The organism is Chamaesiphon sp. GL140_3_metabinner_50 (assembly GCF_025361915.1).
Taxonomy (GTDB): domain Bacteria; phylum Cyanobacteriota; class Cyanobacteriia; order Cyanobacteriales; family Chamaesiphonaceae; genus Chamaesiphon.
Genome location: NZ_JANYJC010000069.1, coordinates 1 through 19825, shown reverse-complemented (window position 1 = coordinate 19825; position 19825 = coordinate 1). Strand labels below are relative to the sequence as shown.

The window sequence follows — 19825 nt, the reverse complement described above, 5'->3', positions numbered from 1 at the left end:
CCAAATTTCTGAATATTGTGGGCAGCTAAAGACACTATGCGCCCAGCCATCATAAATTATTCCGATCGATATTTATGCCGCGATCGAGAACTGAATCCAATGAGAATAGAGACCAAACAGTGACCACCAGTTAGATTTCAGCGTAATTATAATTTGATAAGTTTTTGTAACTATCTACCGAAAAATATTAGATATTTGGTAAGTGCGCGATGTGCATCGTCCGGATGTATTCTTGAAAGTATAATATAGTACAAAGCGAATGCCTAGTTTTTGGCAACCATTCCGAGCGCAAGCCCTAAATCTATTTCTCAAGCCAAATTGCCCGTTATGCGATCGAACAGCTACGGATACTTTTTGTAAATATTGCTACAGCCAACTGCAAGAGTGTCAACTACTCGATCCGGCTCGATATTGGCAGGGCGATTTACCACTATTTGCCTGGGGAAAATACGAAGGCACGGTCAAAAGATCGATGGCTAAGTTAAAATACGATGGCTATCGTTCGATCGGCAATATGTACGGGGAATGGCTGGCTGCTAGTTGGCAAAAATATCCACCTCTAAATACCCCAACTAAATTAATCCTCGTCCCCATTCCGCTCCATGCCGAAAAGCTTGCCAGTCGCGGTTTCAATCAAGCCGAACTCATAGCACGGAGTTTTAGTCGAGCTGCGGGTGCTAAATTAGATCTGAGTTTACACCGAACTCGATCGACCGTCGCTCAATTTGGACTATCTAAATCAGCACGTCAAGAAAATGTCGCCGATGCCTTTGCACTGGTGCGTTCGGCTCTAAAACCAGGCGATTCGGTCTTATTAATCGATGATATTTACACCACAGGTGCCACAGTTCGATCGGCTGCATTAGCATTAAGATCGATCGATATCAACGTCTGCGGTGTCGCCGTAGTCTCTACCGTAGTCCTGGATTAGGGGACGGGGAGACGGGGAGACTAGGGGATAAGTGTGCAATTACTTCTTACTTCTTACTTCTTACTCCCACCTCCCATCTCATTTCAACTGACAAGAACTCCGATAATAATCCATCTCTGGCTCTTGCCAAGAAAAGGCAAAATGACTGATGGAGTTAATTTGGGGGAGACTGCGATGGATGCCACTCATTTGATCTTCCAGCGATGGACGACCTTCGCCCGGTTTGCCCCAACTTCCAGCTAGGGCTGGCACTACATTGGTGGTAGCTGGCGCAAAATTCAAGACGCGACGAATTTGCTCGACGATACAATCGCTGCGATTGCAAGTGGCATACGCCATCGGATGCCATTCATTAGTCGTAAATCGATCCCAGGCTTGCAATCGCGAATCGTAGCCTCTACGCCCGACTGGTTGATTGGCTTCGGGAAAAAATACCGCCCCAGATTTAATCCGTTGCTGTTCGACGGGGGTGGCGGCACGTTGAAGATAGCTGACGACTCCTTGACTGGCATGAGCGAGGGTTAGTTGCCATAAATCCCACTCAATCCAGGGGAATTTATCCTCGTAGGACATGCTAAATTCGTTTTCTAGGGGGGTGCGACCCTGCCACAGGGGTAATTCGTTAGGGTAGAGTTTATCCAGCTCCTTGAGGTCGTTAATGGTAATAGTACCTTTATTCAAGAATCGATCGATTAAATCTGTACCCTTTTGATTTTGGGCGAGAGCAGTGAGGGCTTGTCGCGATTCGTCGCCGTAGATCCATAAATCTTTAACTTGGCTGGCGATCGATTGCGCGCCTTGTCCCCGTGGGAAGCGGATATAATCGAATAGTACGCCATCGGGCTTGCGGGCGACGACTTCGCGGACGATTTGCTCGTAATCGGAGCGGGCTTTGCTACTGTAAGGATCGACAAATAACACCGAGCCAGTGTTACCATCTGGAGATTTCTGGAAGCCTTCTTCCCCGGCAAATAGTGTGGTTTCACCGCGTCCGTTGAGGGCGACGGTAGATTGTCCTTCAGGCGTTAAGCCATATTCTGGCCCAAAGTTGAGACTATACATCCAGGCATAGACTTTTAAGCCGCGTTCGCGCCCACGTTGGATGGAGTCGGCGAGTAAGTCGGTTTTGTCGGTACTTCTGGTGTTTAAGACCGAATTCCAGGAGGTACGATTAGTCGATCGGGGTAGGAGTGCTTTACCGTAAAATGTGGCAACATAGACTTGGTTATAGCCTTTATTGACCATCCGATCGAAAATTTCTTCTAAGTCGCCAGGGCGAGTATCGCAAGGATAAAGTCGAATCCAAATTGCTTGAGTTTTCAACCAACTTTTCTGGCGACACTGTTCGATATAGGTGGAATGCTTTTTGACGATTTCGCTATATTTGGTTTGACTATTGCGATCTCCTGTTTGGGCGGCTACTCGCAAGACATTTTTCGCATTGGCTTCTGCTAGTGGAATCTGACAATAGTCAGTACTTGGTACGCTCTGAGCTAGAGTGGGAGGGGCGTAAGATCCTTGCCCGATGATGCTCCCGGTGGTAAGTAGTCCGATTAATAATTTGTGACGATACCACCCCAATAATGAGACGGGAAGGTGTGTATGTAGCGTACATTCCATAGTATCGATCGGGGTCGGGGTAGAATAATTTATCCTCTTACGTATTAAAGGAGAAGTCAATCTATCGATTAGCTTCTCCTTCAATAGTGATTCGGACAGATGATTTGGTCGAAAAGTTCCAAATTTGCACTCTGTGTGGATTAATCTACCGCGTGCCGCTAAGTTGCGAGTCTAGGCTCCGCGCTGTAATGCTAGCTCGATTTGCTTGAATTTTTGTTCTAAACTAGTTCTGAGCTTTTCTGGTAACGGACGATTGGGATAAGCCGCATAGTGAGCGGCTAAAGAGTTGAGCGCAGTCCGCATACTCGTGAACGAACTCAATTTAGTCAAAGCGGGATCTTGACGGTAACGAGCAGAAAAATCGTTGATGTTTAGACGTGCCAGTGACTGCGCCGCAGGCTTGTCTGGGGAGTCATCGGGCAACTCTAATACAGCTTTCATACTATTGAGGACGGTCATTGTATCCTGACGATAATTACCAACTAGTCCACCAGAGCTAGCCGAACAGCCAGCTAAACCAACGACGACAACTAGCATTAACGCAAATAACTGCGACCACAGACGCTTAAACATAATTAATAACTTAAAAATCACAAACTCCAAAACTATTCCTCATCCTAGCGCGAATCCGATCGCAAATGGTGGAACCTTTGTCGGCAGTCAGCATTTGGGGCATTCAGACACGAGTCAGATATTTTTAAGGCTTGACTATTGTCGATCGATAGACAACGATTAACGTAGTTAATTCAGATCGCCACTAGCACGCCCATCATGACTAGAGTTTCGCGTCCCTATATTTTAATGTGGACGATTGTTGGCTTATTTCTAACGATCGGTGCAAACTTTCTACCTGCCTATGTTACCAGTTCTCCTTGGCAATGGTTCAGTGAAGGAGTTACTGCTTATCCTATTGGGTTTAAATGTCAAGTTGGGGCAGTACTGTTAGTTAGTTGTTTAGGTGGCAGAACGACGGGAGTGTTAACTCAAGTTATTTATTTATTACTCGGATTATTATGGCTCAAAATCTTTAATGATGGTGGTGGAATTGAATATCTTCAGAAGCCTGCGTTTGGTTATTTACTCGCATTCATTCCCGGCTCTTGGGTGTGCGGACAGTTAGCTTTTCGGCGATTTTCCAGTCCAGATGCCGCAACTCGGAATACTCCCTTGGCACCATCGTTAGAATACTTAGGAGTGAGTTGTTTGTGTGGACTGTTGACCATTCATGCGATCGGGATTATTTATTTAATTGGATTTCAGTTAATTAACTGGCAAGAACTAGGTGGATTTAAATTGTTAGATCTGATTGTTACTTATTCAATTCATCCGTTTCTCGGTCAGATCGTTTTAGCTTGTACGGCAGCATTAATCGCATTTGTCGTCAGGAAAATTATGTTTTATTAAAATCGGGTAAGATGAGAATTAAGAATTATTACTTTTGGCTAGCAGCAATTACAAATATTATCATCGATGTCTTGAGTAAACGCGCGATCGTCACTTATTTACAAGTCGAGCGAACATCGATGCCGATTATTCCTAATGTTTTGCACTTTACATATATCCGCAATCATGGTGCTGCTTTTAGTATGCTCGAAGGACAACCGTGGCTGCGGTGGTTATCGTTAGTGGTTAGTCTCGGATTAATTGCAATTGGCATTATGAGAACTTTTAGTAATATTTGGGAACAATTAGGATTCGGGCTAATCTTAGCAGGTGCTTTGGGTAACGGGATCGATCGGTTATTTTTTGGCGGCTCTGTAGTTGATTTTATCGATCTGCGGATTATTAATTTTGCCATCTTCAACTGGGCAGATATATCGATCAATGTCGGCATTATTTGTTTGCTAATTCATGGATTAGTCGATCGATCCCCCCGATCCAACTCACGTTAATCGTCGTACCTGCCTCATTCTGCAACTAGCATCTATCGATCGTCAATTTCTATTTATATGTCAATGCCAAATCAAATTCGGACTTGCTATTTACTCATTGCCACGATTGCTTTGGCACCAGTAATCTGGATGAATAGTGCTAGTGCGAATCCGCTCACCCAGAACAAAACTCCGAGTAAGATCGGTCTCAGTAAATTTGTCTATACACCGATCGAACTTCCCGCAAATGGGCAAGTAACAGATACTTTATCCGATAAAGATATTCCAACTGGCGATGGTGGTTTTGCTAGAGATTATGCAATTAAATTGACGGCTGGCGATCAAATTGCGATCGATGTGACTTCAGAGTCATTCGATACAGTGGTAATTCTATTAACTGCTGATGGTAAAAGTATCGGTAAAAACGATGATGGCCCAGATGGTACTAGCAACTCTTTACTATTTATGAGAATTAAAGATTCTGGTACTTATACTATTCGCGTTCAAGGTTTTGGTGAAACAAGTAGTGGCGAATTTAAACTTAAAGTTAGTAAGTTGAAATAATCGAAGTGGGAGCGCGATCTCAACTTCATATCTGTCGATCGCTACTCCCAGCTCACCACTATGCTAAAATAGTGGGGTTGTTAAGCCACGCACCGTCTTTGATTAACGTATCTGACATCGATACCCTCGCCCAGGAACTAGCTACGATTCAACAGACTGGCTCTAAAAAAATTGCACTGCTGGGTTCCCGCCACGTTCCATTGACTCATCAACATCTGATCGAGATGATGAGCTATGCACTGGTACTATCCGGCAATCGCCTGATTACCTCTGGTGCTACTGGGACAAATTCTGCGGCAATTCGTGGGGCAATTAGAGCCGACAGAGACATGCTCACGGTAATTTTACCTCAAAGTCTAGCTCGGCAACCGCGCGAGTCTCAAGAGCAATTGTCGAATGTCATGCACCTGGTAGAAAATCCCAATAACGATGCGCTGTCGCTGGGGGAATCCAGCGCACTATGCAATCAAGAAATCGTCTCTCGATGTCAACAGTTAATCTGTTTTGCCTTCCACGATAGCGATACGTTGCTACAAACTTGCCACGAAGCGGAAGAACAACGCAAGATCGTCACCTTATTCTATTTTGACTAATGTGGCGAAAAGTCTACCCAATTGAGTTCAATTATTCAACCGGGTTTCGATTTCCAACCCGATAGGTAAATGCTCGTGCGGATGCGTCCCTCTTTCCTCGCTCCTACCTTTATCCCCTCAATTTAATCTAGATTTCCGCCCGCAAACTGCTGTTATGACTTTCGCCAATCTACCTACTTCCACCATTTTACTCGGCTCGATCGCGGCTGCGGCAGCTTTAGTCTACTTTCCCTATTTAGTCGTGGCAATTACGCGCTTTCAAGTAGGGTTCGATATTTCCGCTCCGCGCGCTGCATTCGATAAATTGCCAGACTATGGCAAACGCGCAACTTGGGCGCATCAAAATTCGTGGGAAGCATTTATACTATACAGTGTAGCTGCATTGATGGCTTATGCCACTCACCAAGAATCAGCAACGGTAGTAAATTGTGCGATCGGTTTTACAGTAGCGCGGCTACTATATTCAATCTTTTATATCATCAATTTCCCGATCGGTCGATCGTTAATGTTTGGAGTCGGCTCGGTAGCAATTTACACCCTCATGTCGATGAGCATCATCAGCACCATGAATTAGGGGATAGAGTATAGCGGTTAGAGCTTAGGGAGATTGTTTGAATGGAAATCTACACCCAAACTCAACAACTATCTACTATCCACTATCCACTATTCACTATTCACTAATTAAAAATGGCTTCTACATTTTCTTTTGATATTGTCAGCGATTTCGATCGTCAAGAACTTGTCAATGCGCTAGATCAAACCAACCGCGAGATTATCAGTCGTTACGATCTCAAAGATACCCAGACGACTGTAGAACTAGCCGAAGATAAGATTACCATCAATACAGCTAGTGAAATGACCCTCACAGCCGTCCATGATATGCTTCAGTCTAAAGCAATTAAGCGCAATCTATCCCTAAAAATCTTTGATTACGGTAATATTGACTCAGCCAGTGGCAATCGAGTTCGTCAAGAAGTTACCCTCAAAAAAGGCATCAGCCAAGAGATTGCCAAACAGATTTCTAAACTAATCCGGGACGAATTTAAAAAAGTTCAGCCCTCAATTCAAGGCGATGTCGTCCGCGTTACAGCAAAAGATAAAGACGAATTGCAAGGAGTAATGCAAAGGTTGAAACAGGAAGAGCTGCCAGTTGCCTTACAATTTACTAACTATCGCTAAAGTTGATACAAAACCCGACTTATTAACAAGTCAGATTTTTAGATGGTAAGTAGCTAGGCGCAAATATTTATTAGAACTAAATCGCCTGAAACATAGAGGGTGGGCAGTGCCCACCCTACACTTTAACTATCGTTAAAGTCAATACAAAAACCCGACTTGTTAATAAGTCGGGTTTTTAGTTAGCAAAGCAATACTAGTTCTATTTTACCAAGCGTTCTGGCAACCTGTCGAAGCGTAAAAGATCGTCATAGTTTTCGCGTTGGATGATGATATTTGCTTCGCCATTATTGACTAATACTGCCGCCGGACGGGTGATTCGATTATAGTTGGAAGACATACTATAGTTATAGGCACCAGTCGCAGGGACTACTAAGATATCTCCAGGTGCAGAAGTGGCAATTTGGGCATCTTTAATGAGAATATCACCTGACTCGCAATGCTTACCCGCGATCGTGACTGTTTCGATCATGGGTGCGGACATTTTATTCGCAATTATCGCCCGATATTGAGATTGATAGGTAATTGGGCGAGGATTATCAGACATGCCACCATCGATGCTGATGTAGGTACGAATACCAGGGACGGTTTTATTGCCGCCAACGGTGTAGGCGGTGATACAGCTACTCCCAATCAACGATCGACCGGGTTCGGATAGAACGCGAGGATAAGCGATTCCATGTGCGTCACAGGCGATTTTGAGGGCAGTAGCGACGTTTTTCACCCATGCGTCAATGCTCTGAGGATCGTCAGCTTCGGTGTATTTGATGCCTAAGCCGCCGCCGACGTTAATTTCACTGATGGGTAAACCGTGGCTGAGAGCGAGTTTATACCATTCCACCATTACGCCTGCGAGATCTTGGTGGGGTTGTTGCTCGAAAATTTGGGAACCGATGTGGGCGTGAACGCCGATACAGGTAATATTAGTTTGTTTGCTCAACCAGGTGAAAACTTCATCGAGTTGATTGGGATCGAAGCCGAATTTACTATCCAAATGTCCGGTGCGGATATATTCGTGAGTGTGACACTCGATTCCTGGCGTGAGCCGAATCATGACGGGGACATTTTTACCCGCGATGCTGGCGATCTTGGCAATGTTTTCGAGTTCGAGCCAGTTATCGGCAATAATTTTACAGTTTTTAGCGATCGCTAGTTCGAGTTCGGCGACTGATTTATTATTACCGTGGAAGTAGATATTTTCGGCACTCACTCCAGCTTTAATGGCGGTGAGTATTTCGCCACCAGATACCGCATCGATACCCAAACCTTCACTACCTGCGATCGCACATACAGCCAGACAGCTCCAAGCTTTTGAAGCATATATTACCAGAGATTCGCCAGGATAATATTGCTGCCACCCGTCTCGATATTGGCGACAAGCGGTGCGTACCGATTGCTCGTCGAGGATATATAACGGCGAACCAAATTGTGCGACTAACTCTGTCACGTCACAGCCGCCGATTTCCAGACAATCCTTGCCGTTGACTGTCGCAGTGAGCGGGAGAATATGCTGGTTGGGGGATGCATCTGGAGTAACTGCTGGTAGGTACTGGCGGCTGGTGGAATGGGTGGCGGAGATCGATACCATTGGCTTCTGACTAAAATTCTATGTTACTAAATTATAATAGAAGTGCGATGGTTAGTAGGCAAAGCTGTGCTTTACACCAATACGAAAGTCTGCATTCGATCGATCTGTCAGCATCGAGACTTGCTCATAGATATATCTCAATAAAATTTTAACTAAATCGGCATGGCGAGAGATCGGCGATCGTTAACCTTCTAGTCAATATGTCAAAATGGAATCAATTGCTGGAGATGACTTAGATGTTGTATTATCAATCTACTCAATGGAAATCCGCAGATCTAGAGCTATTGCCCGATAACGGTAATCGCTATGAAATCATCGATGGAGAATTACTCGTGACTCGCGCACCTCACTGGAAACATCAAAGAGTTATTACTAGGTTAATTCAATCGTTAGGGATTTGGTCGAGTCAGAGTAAGTTAGGTGAAGTCGTTACAACTCCAGGAATCGTGTTTCCCGATGATGACAATGTGATTCCAGATTTGGTGTGGATTAGTAACGACAGATTAGCACGGAGTTTGGATGAATCTGGGCATCTTGTCGCTGCACCAGAACTAGTCGTGGAGGTACTTTCGGCTGGTAGCGATAACGAACGGCGAGACAGAGAAGTCAAGCGCAAACTCTATACAATTAGAGGTGTCCAAGAATATTGGGTTATGGATTGGAAGAGACAACAAATTGAGGTGTTCCGGCGAGATAGTAATGGTTTACCGCTCATCGCAACGTTATTTTGTCAGGATGTATTGAGCAGTCCGTTGTTACCTAATTTTGAACAGTCTATTGCTGAGATTTTTAGTTAATTATGAAATCGAGGTTTGACGATCGAATGTCAAACTAGATATACACACATGCAATTCCAGCTAAATGAAAATAGAATAAATTTCCTGCTCTGCATACTGGGAATGGTATGTGGCTTAACTATTGGATATCTTATCAAAGACGGAGCTGAATCTTTTTACTCGTTCGAGATATTAAGCTACAATATACCATCCTTCATATTATTTGGGATTGTTACTGGGTTAACCATCCAAATAACGAGTGTGTTGTTATCTATGATGGCTTGTTTGGGTAATGATTTATATTACAACCGAATATTTTGCCTGCTGATTAGTATGCCCATTGGAATACTGATTATATTTAATGTTTTTAGCAGTTACTTAATTACACTTGGATTTGTTATTCCTTACATCATCAATATATTATTACCATCTTGGATTGTGATGAGAATTGTTGGTTGGAATACCACGTATCTCGTATTGGCTAATGCCAGCTCGCTGTTATCAATTTACATAATTCCTACAGGTATTGTCTGGTTGATAGAATCTCTCATATCGATTGTGTGAGTAGTTATTCTCGATCGCACCTTTACAAGGCAAACCCACAGAGGGAAAATAAAGAATCAGCATCAAAGAGGACATAGCAACGTGAGCGAACAATTTGACTACGATTTGGTAATCATCGGTGCGGGTGTCGGCGGACATGGTGCTGCGCTCCATGCGGTTAGTTGCGGCTTGAAGACAGCAATTATCGAAGCGGGGGATATGGGTGGTACTTGCGTCAATCGCGGTTGTATCCCTTCTAAGGCACTGCTGGCGGCTTCGGGAAGAGTGCGCGAAATGCGGAACGCTCATCATCTCAAGGCGATGGGGATTCAGGTAGATAATGTTAGTTTCGATCGTGCGGGAATTGCCGCTCATGCTAGCAATCTCGTTACTAAGCTGCGCGGTGATTTGACAAATAGTTTGACACGATTGAATGTCGAAGTAATTCATGGCTGGGGAAAAGTAGTTGCGTCCCAAAAAGTCAGCGTAACTACACCCGAAGGCGAGAAATTTATTACCGCTAAAGATGTGATGATTTCTTCGGGTTCGATTCCCTTTGTACCGCCAGGAATTGAAGTCGATGGCAAGACGGTATTTACCAGCGACGATGCAATTAAATTAGAGACAATTCCCCAATGGATTGCTATTATCGGTAGCGGTTACATCGGTTTAGAGTTCTCTGATGTATACACCGCATTGGGTTCGGAAGTCACGATGATCGAATTTTTCGACCAATTGATGCCGGGATTCGACACCGATATTGCCAAACTTGCCAAACGGATTTTAATCGATCCGCGCGATATTGAAGCTCGATCGAGCCTGCTTGCCAAGCGGGTAATTCCTGGTTCGCCAGTCGTCATCGAACTAGCCGATGCGAAAACTAAAGAAGTCGTCGAGATCTTAGAGGTCGATGCGTGCCTCGTGGCGACAGGTCGCATTCCCGATACCAAAAACCTCAATCTCGAAGCTGTTGGGGTCGCCCTCGACCGCCGAGGCTTCATTCCGGTGAATGATAAGCTAGAGGTGTTAATCGATGGCGAACCCGTGCCGCATTTATGGGCGATCGGCGATGCTACAGGTAAAATGATGTTGGCTCATGCTGCCTCCGCACAGGGCATTGTCGCCGTTGAAAATATCTGCGGTCGATCGAAACAAGTCGATTATCAGAGCATTCCCGCAGCAGCGTTTACGCATCCCGAAATTAGTTTCGTGGGGATGACGGAAACCCAAGCGAAGGAAGCAGGAACGGCTGGTGGCTTTGAAGTAACCGCAGTGCGGAGCTATTTTAAAGGTAACTCAAAAGCGATCGCCGAAGGCGAAGCCGATGGGATGGCGAAAGTGATCTACCGCAAGGATACTGGCGAGGTATTGGGTACGCATATTATCGGTTTGCACGCAGCAGATCTGATTCATGAGGCTTCTAATGCGATCGCACAGCGCAATTCGGTACAGAATCTAGCAACCTACGTTCACGCTCATCCTACTCTGTCTGAGGTCTTGGATGAAGCCTACAAACGCGCTGCTGGGGTTCATTAGTCAGGCGATAAGGAACCGAAAACTTATTTATTGACAAATAGATCGAGTGTTTATAACATATACATTATAAGCACTCGATTTAATTATGTCCGATTGGTCTGTTGAGTTTTATGCAGATGCCGATGGCGATTCCGCTGTTTTGGATTGGTATGAATCTTTAGATGAAAAAACCAAAGCAAAGCTAATTTGGATTTTTCAACTGTTAGAAACTAATGGCATCGAACTAGGAATGCCTTATATCAAGCCATTGGGAGATAAAATGTATGAAATCAGAGCGGATGTAAATCGCAATGCTTTTCGAGTAGTCTATTTTCTCTACACGGGAAGAAGGTTTATTTTGCTGCATGGCTTCCAAAAGAAAACGCAAAAAACACCCACAAAGGAATTGGCAAGAGCCAGAACGTATCTCGAAGATTTTATAGAGCGCAATATTGAATCTACAGATTTAGAACAAGAGGATTAAAATATATGCCTGCCAAAACAATTCCACTTGCCGAAGTAGCCACCAAGAGTCTGAGCGATCCCGCAGTTCGACAAGAATATGAAGCACTAAGAGAAGAGTTTCAGATTGCCCAGCTAATTATCGATATGCGAAAAGCTGCTAAATTAACGCAACAAGAACTAGCAAATCGCACTGGTATCAAGCAACCGCAGTTAGCCAGAATCGAGACAGGAGCGCAGATGCCGCGATTAGATACTCTGGCAAACTTGGCAAAAGAAGCTGGCTATGATGTTGAGATTCACTTGATTCCCAAATCTCCAAGTGTTGAAAATAATCAAATACTCTCGATCGCAATTACCGCTTCCACTTAATCTCTGGTGTCATAAAGCACATATTTATCCGATCGCACAGCGCAATTCGGTACAGAATCTAGCAACCTACGTTCACGCTCATCCTACTCTGTCTGAGGTATTGGATGAAGCTTACAAGCGCGCTGCTGGGGTTCACTAGCTTCGCACGTTAACCGCCCTCAAATGAATTTGGGGCTAATAGCCAAAGTCCACTGAAGTGGACTGCAAGAGGATTGCTGGTTAAGAGAGTTCATTTCAATGAACTTTAGCACATTAGCCCGTTGGCGTAGCCTTTCGGAACGAAACAATTCCATTTCAGGGCGGTTAACGTGCGAAGCAAGTAAATATTTATTTTTATTGGGGTACCTATGGGTGCCCTTTATTTTTGGGTATTTTAAAGATGATGGTAGCGTGGGAGATCGATCGTGACTGAAACAGAGCTAGAAACAATAATTGATAAAGTTAACTATGATTGAATCGATCGACGACCTGATAATTTTCTTAAAACACTTTCACCGCCACTTACTCACAGATCCATCATTACCTCCCGAAAGAATTCCAGACTATTTACCGGAAGGACTGGCAAAAATTTATCGAGAATTGGGTGGTTTCGTAAATCTACCAAATCCACACCCATTTGGTACGCAAGATAAACTTGTACATGTAAGTAATCTTCAGTATATAGAAGATGGAATGGTTGCATTTTGCTGGGAAAATCAGGCTGTTTGGTCTGCTCGTTGTCCAATTAACCAAAAAGATCCACCAGTCTATTCAGACCATAGTGATTATGATGGGTGGAATCTCGAAGGAGATTTTGTTGTTGTATGCGAATCACTCAACCATTTCCTAATCACATTCTGTTTGCAGGAAGCGTTTTTCTTCGGTACTCGCAATTCTGTAACCGTAGAAAACGCAGATAATATTCTTGAAATCTTTCTCGATCGAGAAAGATTTCAACCGCTATGGCTAGATGGTCAATATGTATATAGGGACTGGTTGAAATCTTTCTATATATCTGAAGATAGAGACATATTGATGTGGGATGGTTGGATAGTATCTCACACACATACGCTGTTGGATCTCTTCGATCCAAATATAGACCCCAAAATAAAAGTCAAGATGTTTGGTGTCGATTTACCTCGCAGATATTGGACAAAATTTAGCAAATGGAAGGCAGAGTGGCTATTAGATGAAGAAAATGTAGAAATCAGACGAGTATTAATTCAACAGATTGGGTACGATCGCATCTGTCAAGAATTAGACGCGATCGATCTCGACGATTGGAGAGAATATACATTACTCAGCATTGAAGCAAATGTTGAGGACGAGCCGATGGTATTACTCAAGATGACTTGTCCATCGACGGGACATATTCATATCCTGCGCGTACCGCCAGAAATGACCAGTGCCGAAGCCGCAATTACCTGGGTAAATCATGGCATTCATCCTGACAAATTTGCCGTGCAAACATGATCGGTAATTAGCGCAGATCCTCGACTTCTTCAAGAAGTCGGGGATCTAAACCCAGTAGGGGCAATTCATGAATGGCCCCTACCCTAGATTATCGATTAACTTTCTTGCATTAACATTGTTGCGGGTAAGCGACTGAAAGCCAGATGCTCGTTTTGGACTTCGACAAAAATCGTATCGCCTTCTTTAAAGTCACCACGCAAAATACCTTTGGCGATGATTGTTTCTAACTCTTTTTGAATCGTCCGTTTGAGCGGTCGCGCCCCATATACTGGGTCGTAACCGACATTGGCGATAAAATCGAGTGCGGATTCGGCTAATTTGAGCGATAATTTACGATCGGCTAACCGTTTTTCTAGACGGGAAACTTGGATTTTAACGATGCTCCGCAGTTGCGATTTTTGGAGGGTGTGGAAGATAATGGTATCGTCGATTCGGTTGAGAAATTCGGGGCGGAAATTATGACTCAGAGCTTCTAAAACGCGAGCTTTCATCTCATCGTATTTAGAGTCATCGCCAGCCAGATCGAGAATATGTTGAGAACCAATATTACTGGTCATAATAATTACGGTATTCTTGAAGTCTACCGTCCGACCTTGCGAATCGGTGACTCGTCCGTCGTCGAGGACTTGCAGTAAAACGTTGAATACATCGGGATGCGCTTTCTCGATTTCATCGAATAGAATCACCGCATAAGGACGACGGCGGATGCTTTCGGTGAGTTGTCCGCCTTCTTCGTAGCCGACGTAGCCGGGAGGCGCGCCAATCAAGCGCGAGACGGCGTGTTTCTCCATATATTCGGACATATCGATGCGGATTAGAGCCTCATCGGCATCGAAAAGGTAGTTGGCGAGGGTTTTAGCCAATTCGGTTTTACCCACCCCTGTAGGGCCGAGGAAGATGAAGCTGGCGATGGGTCGGTTGGGGTCGGAAAGTCCCGCGCGCGAACGTTGGATGGCTTCGGCGACGGCGGTGACGGCTTCTTCTTGTCCGATGACGCGGTGGTGCAGTTCGTCTTCGAGATGGAGGAGTTTTTCGCGCTCGGTTTCGACTAATTTTGTCAGCGGAATTCCCGTCCATTTGGAGATAATTTCGGCGATGTCGGCTTCGGTGACTTCTTCGCGCAGGAGGGATTTCCCGGTGGTTTGCGATTGTGCGAGGTTGAGTTCGGCGGTTTCGAGTTTGCGGTGCAGTTCGATTAGTTTGCCATATTTAAGTTCGGCGGCAAGATTGAGATCGTAGTTGCGCTCGGCTTGTTGAATTTCGATATTAACTTTGTCGATCTCTTCTTTGATGGTTTGAATATTGTTAATAATATCTTTTTCAGATTGCCACTGGGCGGTGAGGGCGCGTTGTTCTTCTTTCAGGTCTGCGAGTTCTTTTTCAATTTTTTGCAAGCGTTCGCGGGCGGATGTGGAGGTGTCTTTATTAACCGATAACCGTTCCATTTCTAATTGTAAGACTTTCCGATCGATCTCATCGAGTTCTTCGGGTTTAGAGGTAATCTCCATTTTAAGACGAGCGGCGGCTTCATCCATCAGATCGATCGCTTTATCTGGTAAAAATCGATCGCTAATATAGCGTGTCGATAGTGTTGCCGCAGCTACTAGGGCATTATCCGAAATTTTGACACCATGATGCACTTCATAGCGTTCTTTTAAACCGCGTAAAATCGAGATTGTATCTTCGACACTGGGTTGATCGACATATACTTGCTGAAACCGCCGTTCTAGAGCGGCATCTTTTTCGATATATTTGCGATATTCATCGAGGGTAGTCGCCCCGATACACCGCAGTTCGCCCCGTGCCATCATGGGTTTGAGCAAGTTTCCTGCGTCCATTGCTCCTTGAGTCGCACCTGCCCCGACGACGGTATGAATTTCGTCGATGAATAAGATAATTTGACCTTGAGATTCAGTGACTTCTTTGAGAACGGCTTTGAGTCTTTCTTCAAATTCACCGCGATATTTAGCACCCGCAATTAGGGCACCCATATCGAGTGAAATTAAGGTGCGATCTTTGAGCGATTGCGGTACGTCACCGCTAATAATTCGTTGGGCTAAACCTTCGGCAATTGCCGTTTTACCAACTCCCGGTTCGCCAATTAAAACGGGATTATTTTTAGTCCGGCGGGACAAAATCTGAATCGTCCGCCGAATTTCATCATCGCGTCCGATCACTGGGTCGAGTTTACCACGACGAGCAAAATCAGTCAGGTCGCGTCCATATTTAGAAAGCGATTCGTATTTACCTTCAGGGTTTTGATCGTTAACTTTCTGACTGCCACGAATTTGAGAAACTATCGTTTTTAATTTACTTTCTTCTAGTTTGAAATCGATAAATAACTGCTTGCCAAAGCGATCGTCTTGAGGATACGCTAGTAATAAGTGTTCGATCGAAATAAAGTCATCGCCATATTCTTTGCGATACTTTTCTGCTCGATCGAGTAAACTATCTACACTCCGCCCTAAATAAACCGAGCCAATCGTCCCCGATATCTTGGGCTGCTTTTGGATAAAGCTATCCAGCTCTTGGCGAAATTGACTGAGATTTACACCCGCCTTGGAAAGGATACTAGTTGCCAAGCCATCTTGCTCTAGCAATGCTTTGAGCAAATGCTCTGACTCCATCTGCTGTTGCTGGCAAGCTTTGGCAACATCGAGCGTATTGGTAACAGCCTGCCAAGCTTTTTCGGTAAATTGCTGAGGATTGTTAGGTTGCATAATGCGACTGGGAATAAAATTTTTATATAAGTAACGATCGTGACGATTTTTACTCATCCTCGTTACTCTCTCATTGTAGTCAGTTCGATCGGATTACTGGGATCGGTATTTACGATAATCTGACTGGGTATTGCCAAAAGCGATTTATGTAGTGAGTGTAATTGCTCATTATGTTTTTAAAGGCCATATCACGATTCCATCGGTGAAGTGCTAGCAGATTGAGATATTTATCGATCGCTGTAAAGCTGGCGATCGATAATACTGTCATGGGTAAAGATCGGATTTGGTGAAATACGTTCGCAAAGCATCCGCTCTGGGGAATCGCGATCGATCGACCTAATTTAGAACAGTGTGGATTATTGCAGATCGATTATTTAGATTTAGATTTAGCTTGTGCAGATCCAGATCTATGGTCGCAACATAGCGATCCAATCTTACTCAAAGCTACGCCTGAAAAACGGTATCGAGCGATCTTACCCCTGCTTAATTTACTCCAAAAATAACTCACGGTCGATGGGGATAATAAAGCGGTTGCGACTAAGGAGATTTCCAGAAAAGAAGGTACCCAATATTTAGGGGTGAATCAGAAGATCCCACTTGGGTAATTCAGGATTACGGTCTAAAGACATTTCGACAATCTTCATTTGTTGCTCAGACAAAGAAATACCTTTGGAATAGAGTGATGTACTCAAATGAATAATTGGCTTAATTCCTTTCCAAGTCATACTTTGTGCCCAAGCTATCATGGTCGAGACATCAACTAATTTAGATCCATTCCAATGCTGTTCTAAAATCCCCCAACATCTCTCAATGGGGTTGTATTTGCTATGGTAAGGAGGATAGTAGAGTAATTGAATGGTGGTATTAATTCGTTGAGCAAAATCGACCATTCGAGAGAGGAATTGTGTCCTGACCCCACTACATTCTGGGCCATTATCAACTTTGAGTTGAATTGTCTTAGTAGTCTGACGTTCTTGGTCAGACAGTGTTAACCACCATTGTTCGATGGTATCCACAATGAAGTCACTCGTCTTATAAGAACTCCCAAAATTAAGATAGAGTTGACCGCTATCTTCATCAACGATGCCGCAGGGAATATATTTTTGGGTGCTACCCATGTCATGGTCTTGAGCTTGATTATTGCCTCTGGTGTTACCACCTCTGCTATAGTCGCCGATGATGACTGTTGCTTTGCAGTCCAAACTTAATCTTTTCACCCCAGGAGTATTGATTCGATCTTTATGGTGAATATTTACGAAAATTGCGTCGGTTTGAGGAATTTTGCTTAGGTCGGTTGCATGGTCGGGGAACCCGACCGCACCGACTCCGCTTTTTGAGGTTTGGCTTTCATGACTGGGCGTAGTCGATACCCCTTGCGGTTGAGAATTATCGCCATTGTACTGGGGGCAGGTAAGATCTCTGCTGAATAACCGCGTTGTTTCAATTCCTCAATTGATTGGGCTGCGGTTAATCTGGTGTAGGCTATTGTGGTCTTAAAGGTCGGATCTTGCTGTCCGTGTGCTTCTGCTATTTCTATGAGTATTTGTGCGACTTCTGGTTGTTGTTGTTCCCATCGTTTGGCACCACATCTACTTGCTTGTCCGCCGACACATTCGATGCCACTCCGTTGTTCGGCTAGCTCCAGCTTCACTGTGTCCAGTTTCCATCCGAATACCCTTTCGGCTTTTCTGGCACTTTCCTGGCAATATTTAGTGGTCATTTGCGCCATAAATGCTCTCCGTTTGGCTCCGCGCATTTTTGACGCTGCCAATTTCAAGTCTTTAATTTGCTCTACATTTAAATTTCTTTTTTCACTGGGAGCTGTTTTCAACTGCTAAATTCTCCTGACTCCTGTTCCTACTTCAATCTTAATCTCGATTTCAGTTACTGGGTACTTTCTTTGTTGGAAATCTCCTAAGTTGAAGAAACGCAATAAGGAAGAATGCAAGCAACTCGGACAGCAAAACATCTTCGATACGCCAATTATCCAAGCAGAACGCGATCTCTACGCCCAGAATGCTAGTGAAATCGGTTTGACCTCAGAAACTACCGCCAGCGATGTTCGCGCCAAGCAGGAGCGATATCGAGCCAGTCGGCGCGACTCTTCATGGTATCGGGATTACACGCTCTGTAATCTATGGACGGCGGCGTTTTTCATGCCGTTGATTAGCGATTTGTTGCCCACGACTGAAACTCTAGATAGGTTGATGTCAGAGGCTCCCAGCCAAGCTGTCAAAGAGATCGCGGATACTGTCAATAAACTGGCAGAGGAGAAGTTCTTCTTTCACTGGTGTCTGGAGTTTCCAGAAGTGTTTCAAGATGGTGGTTTTAGCTGCATTTTAGGGAATCCACCGTGGGAGCGGATTAAATTGCAGGAGAAGGAGTTTTTTGCTGCTCGTGATGCGGAGATTGCTAATGCTCAGAATAAAGCAGTCCGCGAACGACTGATTAAACAATTACCGCTCAATAATCCCGAACTGCTCAAAGAGTTTGAACTTGCGAAATATGATGCTACTGCTCAGGGGCGATTTGTACGCGGTTCTAGTCGCTTCACTTTAACAGCAGTAGGCGATATCAATACTTACAGCATTTTTAGTGAGACTGCTAGAAGGCTGATTGCGCCCACTGGTAAAGCCGGAATTATCGTACCAACGGGGATTGCTACTGATGATACCTGCAAAAAATTCTTTGGAGATTTGGTACAAACTCAGACTCTATCAGCCTTAATCGATTTCGAGAATTCAGCCCCTCTATTTGCTGGCGTACATCGCAGCTATAAATTCTCACTGTTGAGTATTAGCAATCAGCCTACTCCCGAAACCAAATTTTCGTTCTTCCTCACCCATCCCCGTCAACTAGAAGACAAACAGCGGGTATTTACGCTCACGCCTCAAGATATCGCCCTCATCAATCCCAATACGCTGACTTCTCCAGTGTTTCGGACTCGTGCTGATGCGGAGTTGACTCGCAAGATTTATCAAAGAATACCAGTTCTAGAAAACGAACGCACAGGGGTTAATCCTTGGGGAATTTCGTTTATGCGGATGTTTGATATGTCGAATGATAGTAGTTTATTTAGGTCAGAAGATCAGTTACTAGGTTCTGGGTTTCATTCAGAAGAAGGTAAATACAATAGGGGGAATCAATTGTATGTCCCAATGTATGAAGGCCGGATGGTTCATCACTACGATCATTTGTATGCATCTTATAGCTCAAGGCAGGGAGACTACATAAAAAATGATCGCAATTTAAGTAGCAAGGTGAAAACACAATACTGGACTCCACAGAAAGACGTAGATAATAGAATGGAAAGCCGAAGTTGGAGCCAGCGGTGGTTTTTTGGAATTCGCAGAGTTACTTGCAATACTAATGAGAGGACGGTAATTGGTAGCGTCATTCCAAATACAGCCGTCACTTATGGCTTGTATTTGATATTTTCCGAACAAAGCCCTACTAAATAGGGGTTGCTGAAAAAGTCTAAAAATGGCATTTAATTAGATCGAGCGTTAATCGATCTAATTTAATCTATCAGCGATTAGGATGCAATTATCATAAGTCATAGTTTTTACTAATCAGCCGAACTCAAATATCACAAAAACAGCGTTAATTCTCAAAGAAATACAAGAAAAGGCAAAAAGTTGC

At 44.2% G+C, this 19825-nt stretch carries 20 protein-coding genes; 14 read left to right on the top strand and 6 right to left on the bottom strand.

The genetic code is table 11. The annotated features are described in order from the left end of the window. The first annotated feature begins 259 nt into the window (after positions 1 to 259). Positions 260 to 931, top strand: a complete 672-nt coding sequence (locus Q0R35_RS03595) for a ComF family protein (RefSeq protein WP_295614550.1) — start codon at positions 260 to 262, stop codon at positions 929 to 931. Positions 932 to 1009: 78 nt separating this feature from the next. On the opposite strand, the gene Q0R35_RS03590 is transcribed toward Q0R35_RS03595, so the two are convergent. Further along, positions 1010 to 2551 carry a hypothetical protein gene (locus Q0R35_RS03590; RefSeq protein ID WP_295614548.1) on the bottom strand — a complete coding sequence of 514 codons (1542 nt, stop codon included), beginning with the start codon at positions 2549 to 2551 and terminating at the stop codon, positions 1010 to 1012. A 171-nt stretch (positions 2552 to 2722) separates the two neighbouring features. Next, entirely contained in the window at positions 2723 to 3124 is a 402-nt protein-coding gene (gene psb27, locus Q0R35_RS03585) for a photosystem II protein Psb27 (protein WP_295614546.1), read from the bottom strand. A 198-nt stretch (positions 3125 to 3322) separates the two neighbouring features. On the opposite strand from psb27, the gene Q0R35_RS03580 reads away from it, so the two are divergent. The 6 genes from Q0R35_RS03580 to Q0R35_RS03555 all read left to right on the top strand — a co-directional run bounded on the left by Q0R35_RS03580 (position 3323) and on the right by Q0R35_RS03555 (position 6758). Next, a complete protein-coding gene (locus Q0R35_RS03580; RefSeq protein ID WP_295614544.1) occupies positions 3323 to 3955 on the top strand; it encodes a biotin transporter BioY in 633 nt (210 codons plus the stop codon). Between the two features lie 11 nt (positions 3956 to 3966). Further along, positions 3967 to 4443 (top strand): signal peptidase II, encoded by a 477-nt coding sequence (lspA, locus tag Q0R35_RS03575; protein WP_295614542.1) that lies wholly within the window; start codon positions 3967 to 3969, stop codon positions 4441 to 4443. Positions 4444 to 4500: 57 nt separating this feature from the next. Continuing rightward, entirely contained in the window at positions 4501 to 4986 is a 486-nt protein-coding gene (locus Q0R35_RS03570) for a PPC domain-containing protein (RefSeq protein ID WP_295614540.1), read from the top strand. Between the two features lie 98 nt (positions 4987 to 5084). Further along, positions 5085 to 5579, top strand: a complete 495-nt coding sequence (locus Q0R35_RS03565; RefSeq protein WP_295614538.1) for a DNA recombination-mediator protein A — start codon at positions 5085 to 5087, stop codon at positions 5577 to 5579. 154 nt (positions 5580 to 5733) lie between these two features. Next, positions 5734 to 6153, top strand: coding sequence for an MAPEG family protein (locus tag Q0R35_RS03560; protein WP_295614536.1), 420 nt, complete (start codon positions 5734 to 5736; stop codon positions 6151 to 6153). Between the two features lie 113 nt (positions 6154 to 6266). Beyond that, positions 6267 to 6758 carry a YajQ family cyclic di-GMP-binding protein gene (locus Q0R35_RS03555; RefSeq protein WP_295614534.1) on the top strand — a complete coding sequence of 164 codons (492 nt, stop codon included), beginning with the start codon at positions 6267 to 6269 and terminating at the stop codon, positions 6756 to 6758. 199 nt (positions 6759 to 6957) lie between these two features. Here the strand turns inward: Q0R35_RS03555 and lysA are convergent, their stop codons facing one another. Next, positions 6958 to 8343, bottom strand: coding sequence for a diaminopimelate decarboxylase (lysA, locus tag Q0R35_RS03550; protein ID WP_295614532.1), 1386 nt, complete (start codon positions 8341 to 8343; stop codon positions 6958 to 6960). A gap of 236 nt (positions 8344 to 8579) precedes the next feature. On the opposite strand from lysA, the gene Q0R35_RS03545 reads away from it, so the two are divergent. The 5 genes from Q0R35_RS03545 (at position 8580) to Q0R35_RS03525 (ending at position 13463) form a co-directional block, all read left to right on the top strand. Then, on the top strand, positions 8580 to 9140 hold the full coding sequence (locus Q0R35_RS03545) for a Uma2 family endonuclease (RefSeq protein ID WP_295614530.1): 561 nt from the start codon (positions 8580 to 8582) through the stop codon (positions 9138 to 9140). A 624-nt stretch (positions 9141 to 9764) separates the two neighbouring features. Further along, positions 9765 to 11198 (top strand): dihydrolipoyl dehydrogenase, encoded by a 1434-nt coding sequence (lpdA, locus tag Q0R35_RS03540; RefSeq protein WP_295614528.1) that lies wholly within the window; start codon positions 9765 to 9767, stop codon positions 11196 to 11198. A gap of 85 nt (positions 11199 to 11283) precedes the next feature. After that, positions 11284 to 11661 (top strand): type II toxin-antitoxin system RelE/ParE family toxin, encoded by a 378-nt coding sequence (locus tag Q0R35_RS03535; protein ID WP_295614525.1) that lies wholly within the window; start codon positions 11284 to 11286, stop codon positions 11659 to 11661. 5 nt (positions 11662 to 11666) lie between these two features. Next, positions 11667 to 12011 carry a helix-turn-helix transcriptional regulator gene (locus Q0R35_RS03530; RefSeq protein WP_295614523.1) on the top strand — a complete coding sequence of 115 codons (345 nt, stop codon included), beginning with the start codon at positions 11667 to 11669 and terminating at the stop codon, positions 12009 to 12011. 447 nt (positions 12012 to 12458) lie between these two features. Beyond that, a complete protein-coding gene (locus Q0R35_RS03525) occupies positions 12459 to 13463 on the top strand; it encodes a DUF6745 domain-containing protein (protein ID WP_295614521.1) in 1005 nt (334 codons plus the stop codon). Positions 13464 to 13558: 95 nt separating this feature from the next. On the opposite strand, the gene clpB is transcribed toward Q0R35_RS03525, so the two are convergent. Continuing rightward, the gene (clpB, locus tag Q0R35_RS03520; RefSeq protein ID WP_295614555.1) at positions 13559 to 16183 is read right to left on the bottom strand and encodes an ATP-dependent chaperone ClpB; all 2625 of its coding nucleotides are present in this window, start codon (positions 16181 to 16183) and stop codon (positions 13559 to 13561) included. A gap of 359 nt (positions 16184 to 16542) precedes the next feature. Here clpB and Q0R35_RS03515 point away from each other — a divergent pair, with 359 nt between their 5' ends. Beyond that, positions 16543 to 16686 (top strand): hypothetical protein, encoded by a 144-nt coding sequence (locus Q0R35_RS03515; protein WP_295614520.1) that lies wholly within the window; start codon positions 16543 to 16545, stop codon positions 16684 to 16686. Positions 16687 to 16755: 69 nt separating this feature from the next. Here the strand turns inward: Q0R35_RS03515 and Q0R35_RS03510 are convergent, their stop codons facing one another. Continuing rightward, the gene (locus Q0R35_RS03510) at positions 16756 to 17415 is read right to left on the bottom strand and encodes a transposase (protein ID WP_295614553.1); all 660 of its coding nucleotides are present in this window, start codon (positions 17413 to 17415) and stop codon (positions 16756 to 16758) included. 53 nt (positions 17416 to 17468) lie between these two features. Next, positions 17469 to 17939: a transposase gene (locus tag Q0R35_RS03505; RefSeq protein WP_366944816.1), complete on the bottom strand. Its 471-nt coding sequence runs from the start codon at positions 17937 to 17939 to the stop codon at positions 17469 to 17471. A 163-nt stretch (positions 17940 to 18102) separates the two neighbouring features. On the opposite strand from Q0R35_RS03505, the gene Q0R35_RS03500 reads away from it, so the two are divergent. Beyond that, a complete protein-coding gene (locus tag Q0R35_RS03500; RefSeq protein WP_295614516.1) occupies positions 18103 to 19644 on the top strand; it encodes a hypothetical protein in 1542 nt (513 codons plus the stop codon). Positions 19645 to 19825 lie beyond the last annotated feature (181 nt).

Excerpts from the sequence above, each read along its gene's own strand:
- Q0R35_RS03555 (WP_295614534.1), top strand. The coding sequence starts at position 6,267 with ATGGCTTCTACATTTTCTTTTGATATTGTCAGCGATTTCGATCGTCAA.
- Q0R35_RS03570 (WP_295614540.1), top strand. The coding sequence starts at position 4,501 with ATGTCAATGCCAAATCAAATTCGGACTTGCTATTTACTCATTGCCACG.
- Q0R35_RS03530 (WP_295614523.1), top strand. The coding sequence starts at position 11,667 with ATGCCTGCCAAAACAATTCCACTTGCCGAAGTAGCCACCAAGAGTCTG.
- Q0R35_RS03505 (WP_366944816.1), bottom strand. The coding sequence starts at position 17,939 with ATGCGCGGAGCCAAACGGAGAGCATTTATGGCGCAAATGACCACTAAA.
- Q0R35_RS03545 (WP_295614530.1), top strand. The coding sequence starts at position 8,580 with ATGTTGTATTATCAATCTACTCAATGGAAATCCGCAGATCTAGAGCTA.
- Q0R35_RS03560 (WP_295614536.1), top strand. The coding sequence starts at position 5,734 with ATGACTTTCGCCAATCTACCTACTTCCACCATTTTACTCGGCTCGATC.
- Q0R35_RS03580 (WP_295614544.1), top strand. The coding sequence starts at position 3,323 with ATGACTAGAGTTTCGCGTCCCTATATTTTAATGTGGACGATTGTTGGC.
- Q0R35_RS03595 (WP_295614550.1), top strand. The coding sequence starts at position 260 with ATGCCTAGTTTTTGGCAACCATTCCGAGCGCAAGCCCTAAATCTATTT.
- lspA (WP_295614542.1), top strand. The coding sequence starts at position 3,967 with ATGAGAATTAAGAATTATTACTTTTGGCTAGCAGCAATTACAAATATT.
- Q0R35_RS03525 (WP_295614521.1), top strand. The coding sequence starts at position 12,459 with ATGATTGAATCGATCGACGACCTGATAATTTTCTTAAAACACTTTCAC.
- psb27 (WP_295614546.1), bottom strand. The coding sequence starts at position 3,124 with ATGTTTAAGCGTCTGTGGTCGCAGTTATTTGCGTTAATGCTAGTTGTC.
- Q0R35_RS03535 (WP_295614525.1), top strand. The coding sequence starts at position 11,284 with ATGTCCGATTGGTCTGTTGAGTTTTATGCAGATGCCGATGGCGATTCC.
- Q0R35_RS03590 (WP_295614548.1), bottom strand. The coding sequence starts at position 2,551 with ATGGAATGTACGCTACATACACACCTTCCCGTCTCATTATTGGGGTGG.
- lysA (WP_295614532.1), bottom strand. The coding sequence starts at position 8,343 with ATGGTATCGATCTCCGCCACCCATTCCACCAGCCGCCAGTACCTACCA.
- clpB (WP_295614555.1), bottom strand. The coding sequence starts at position 16,183 with ATGCAACCTAACAATCCTCAGCAATTTACCGAAAAAGCTTGGCAGGCT.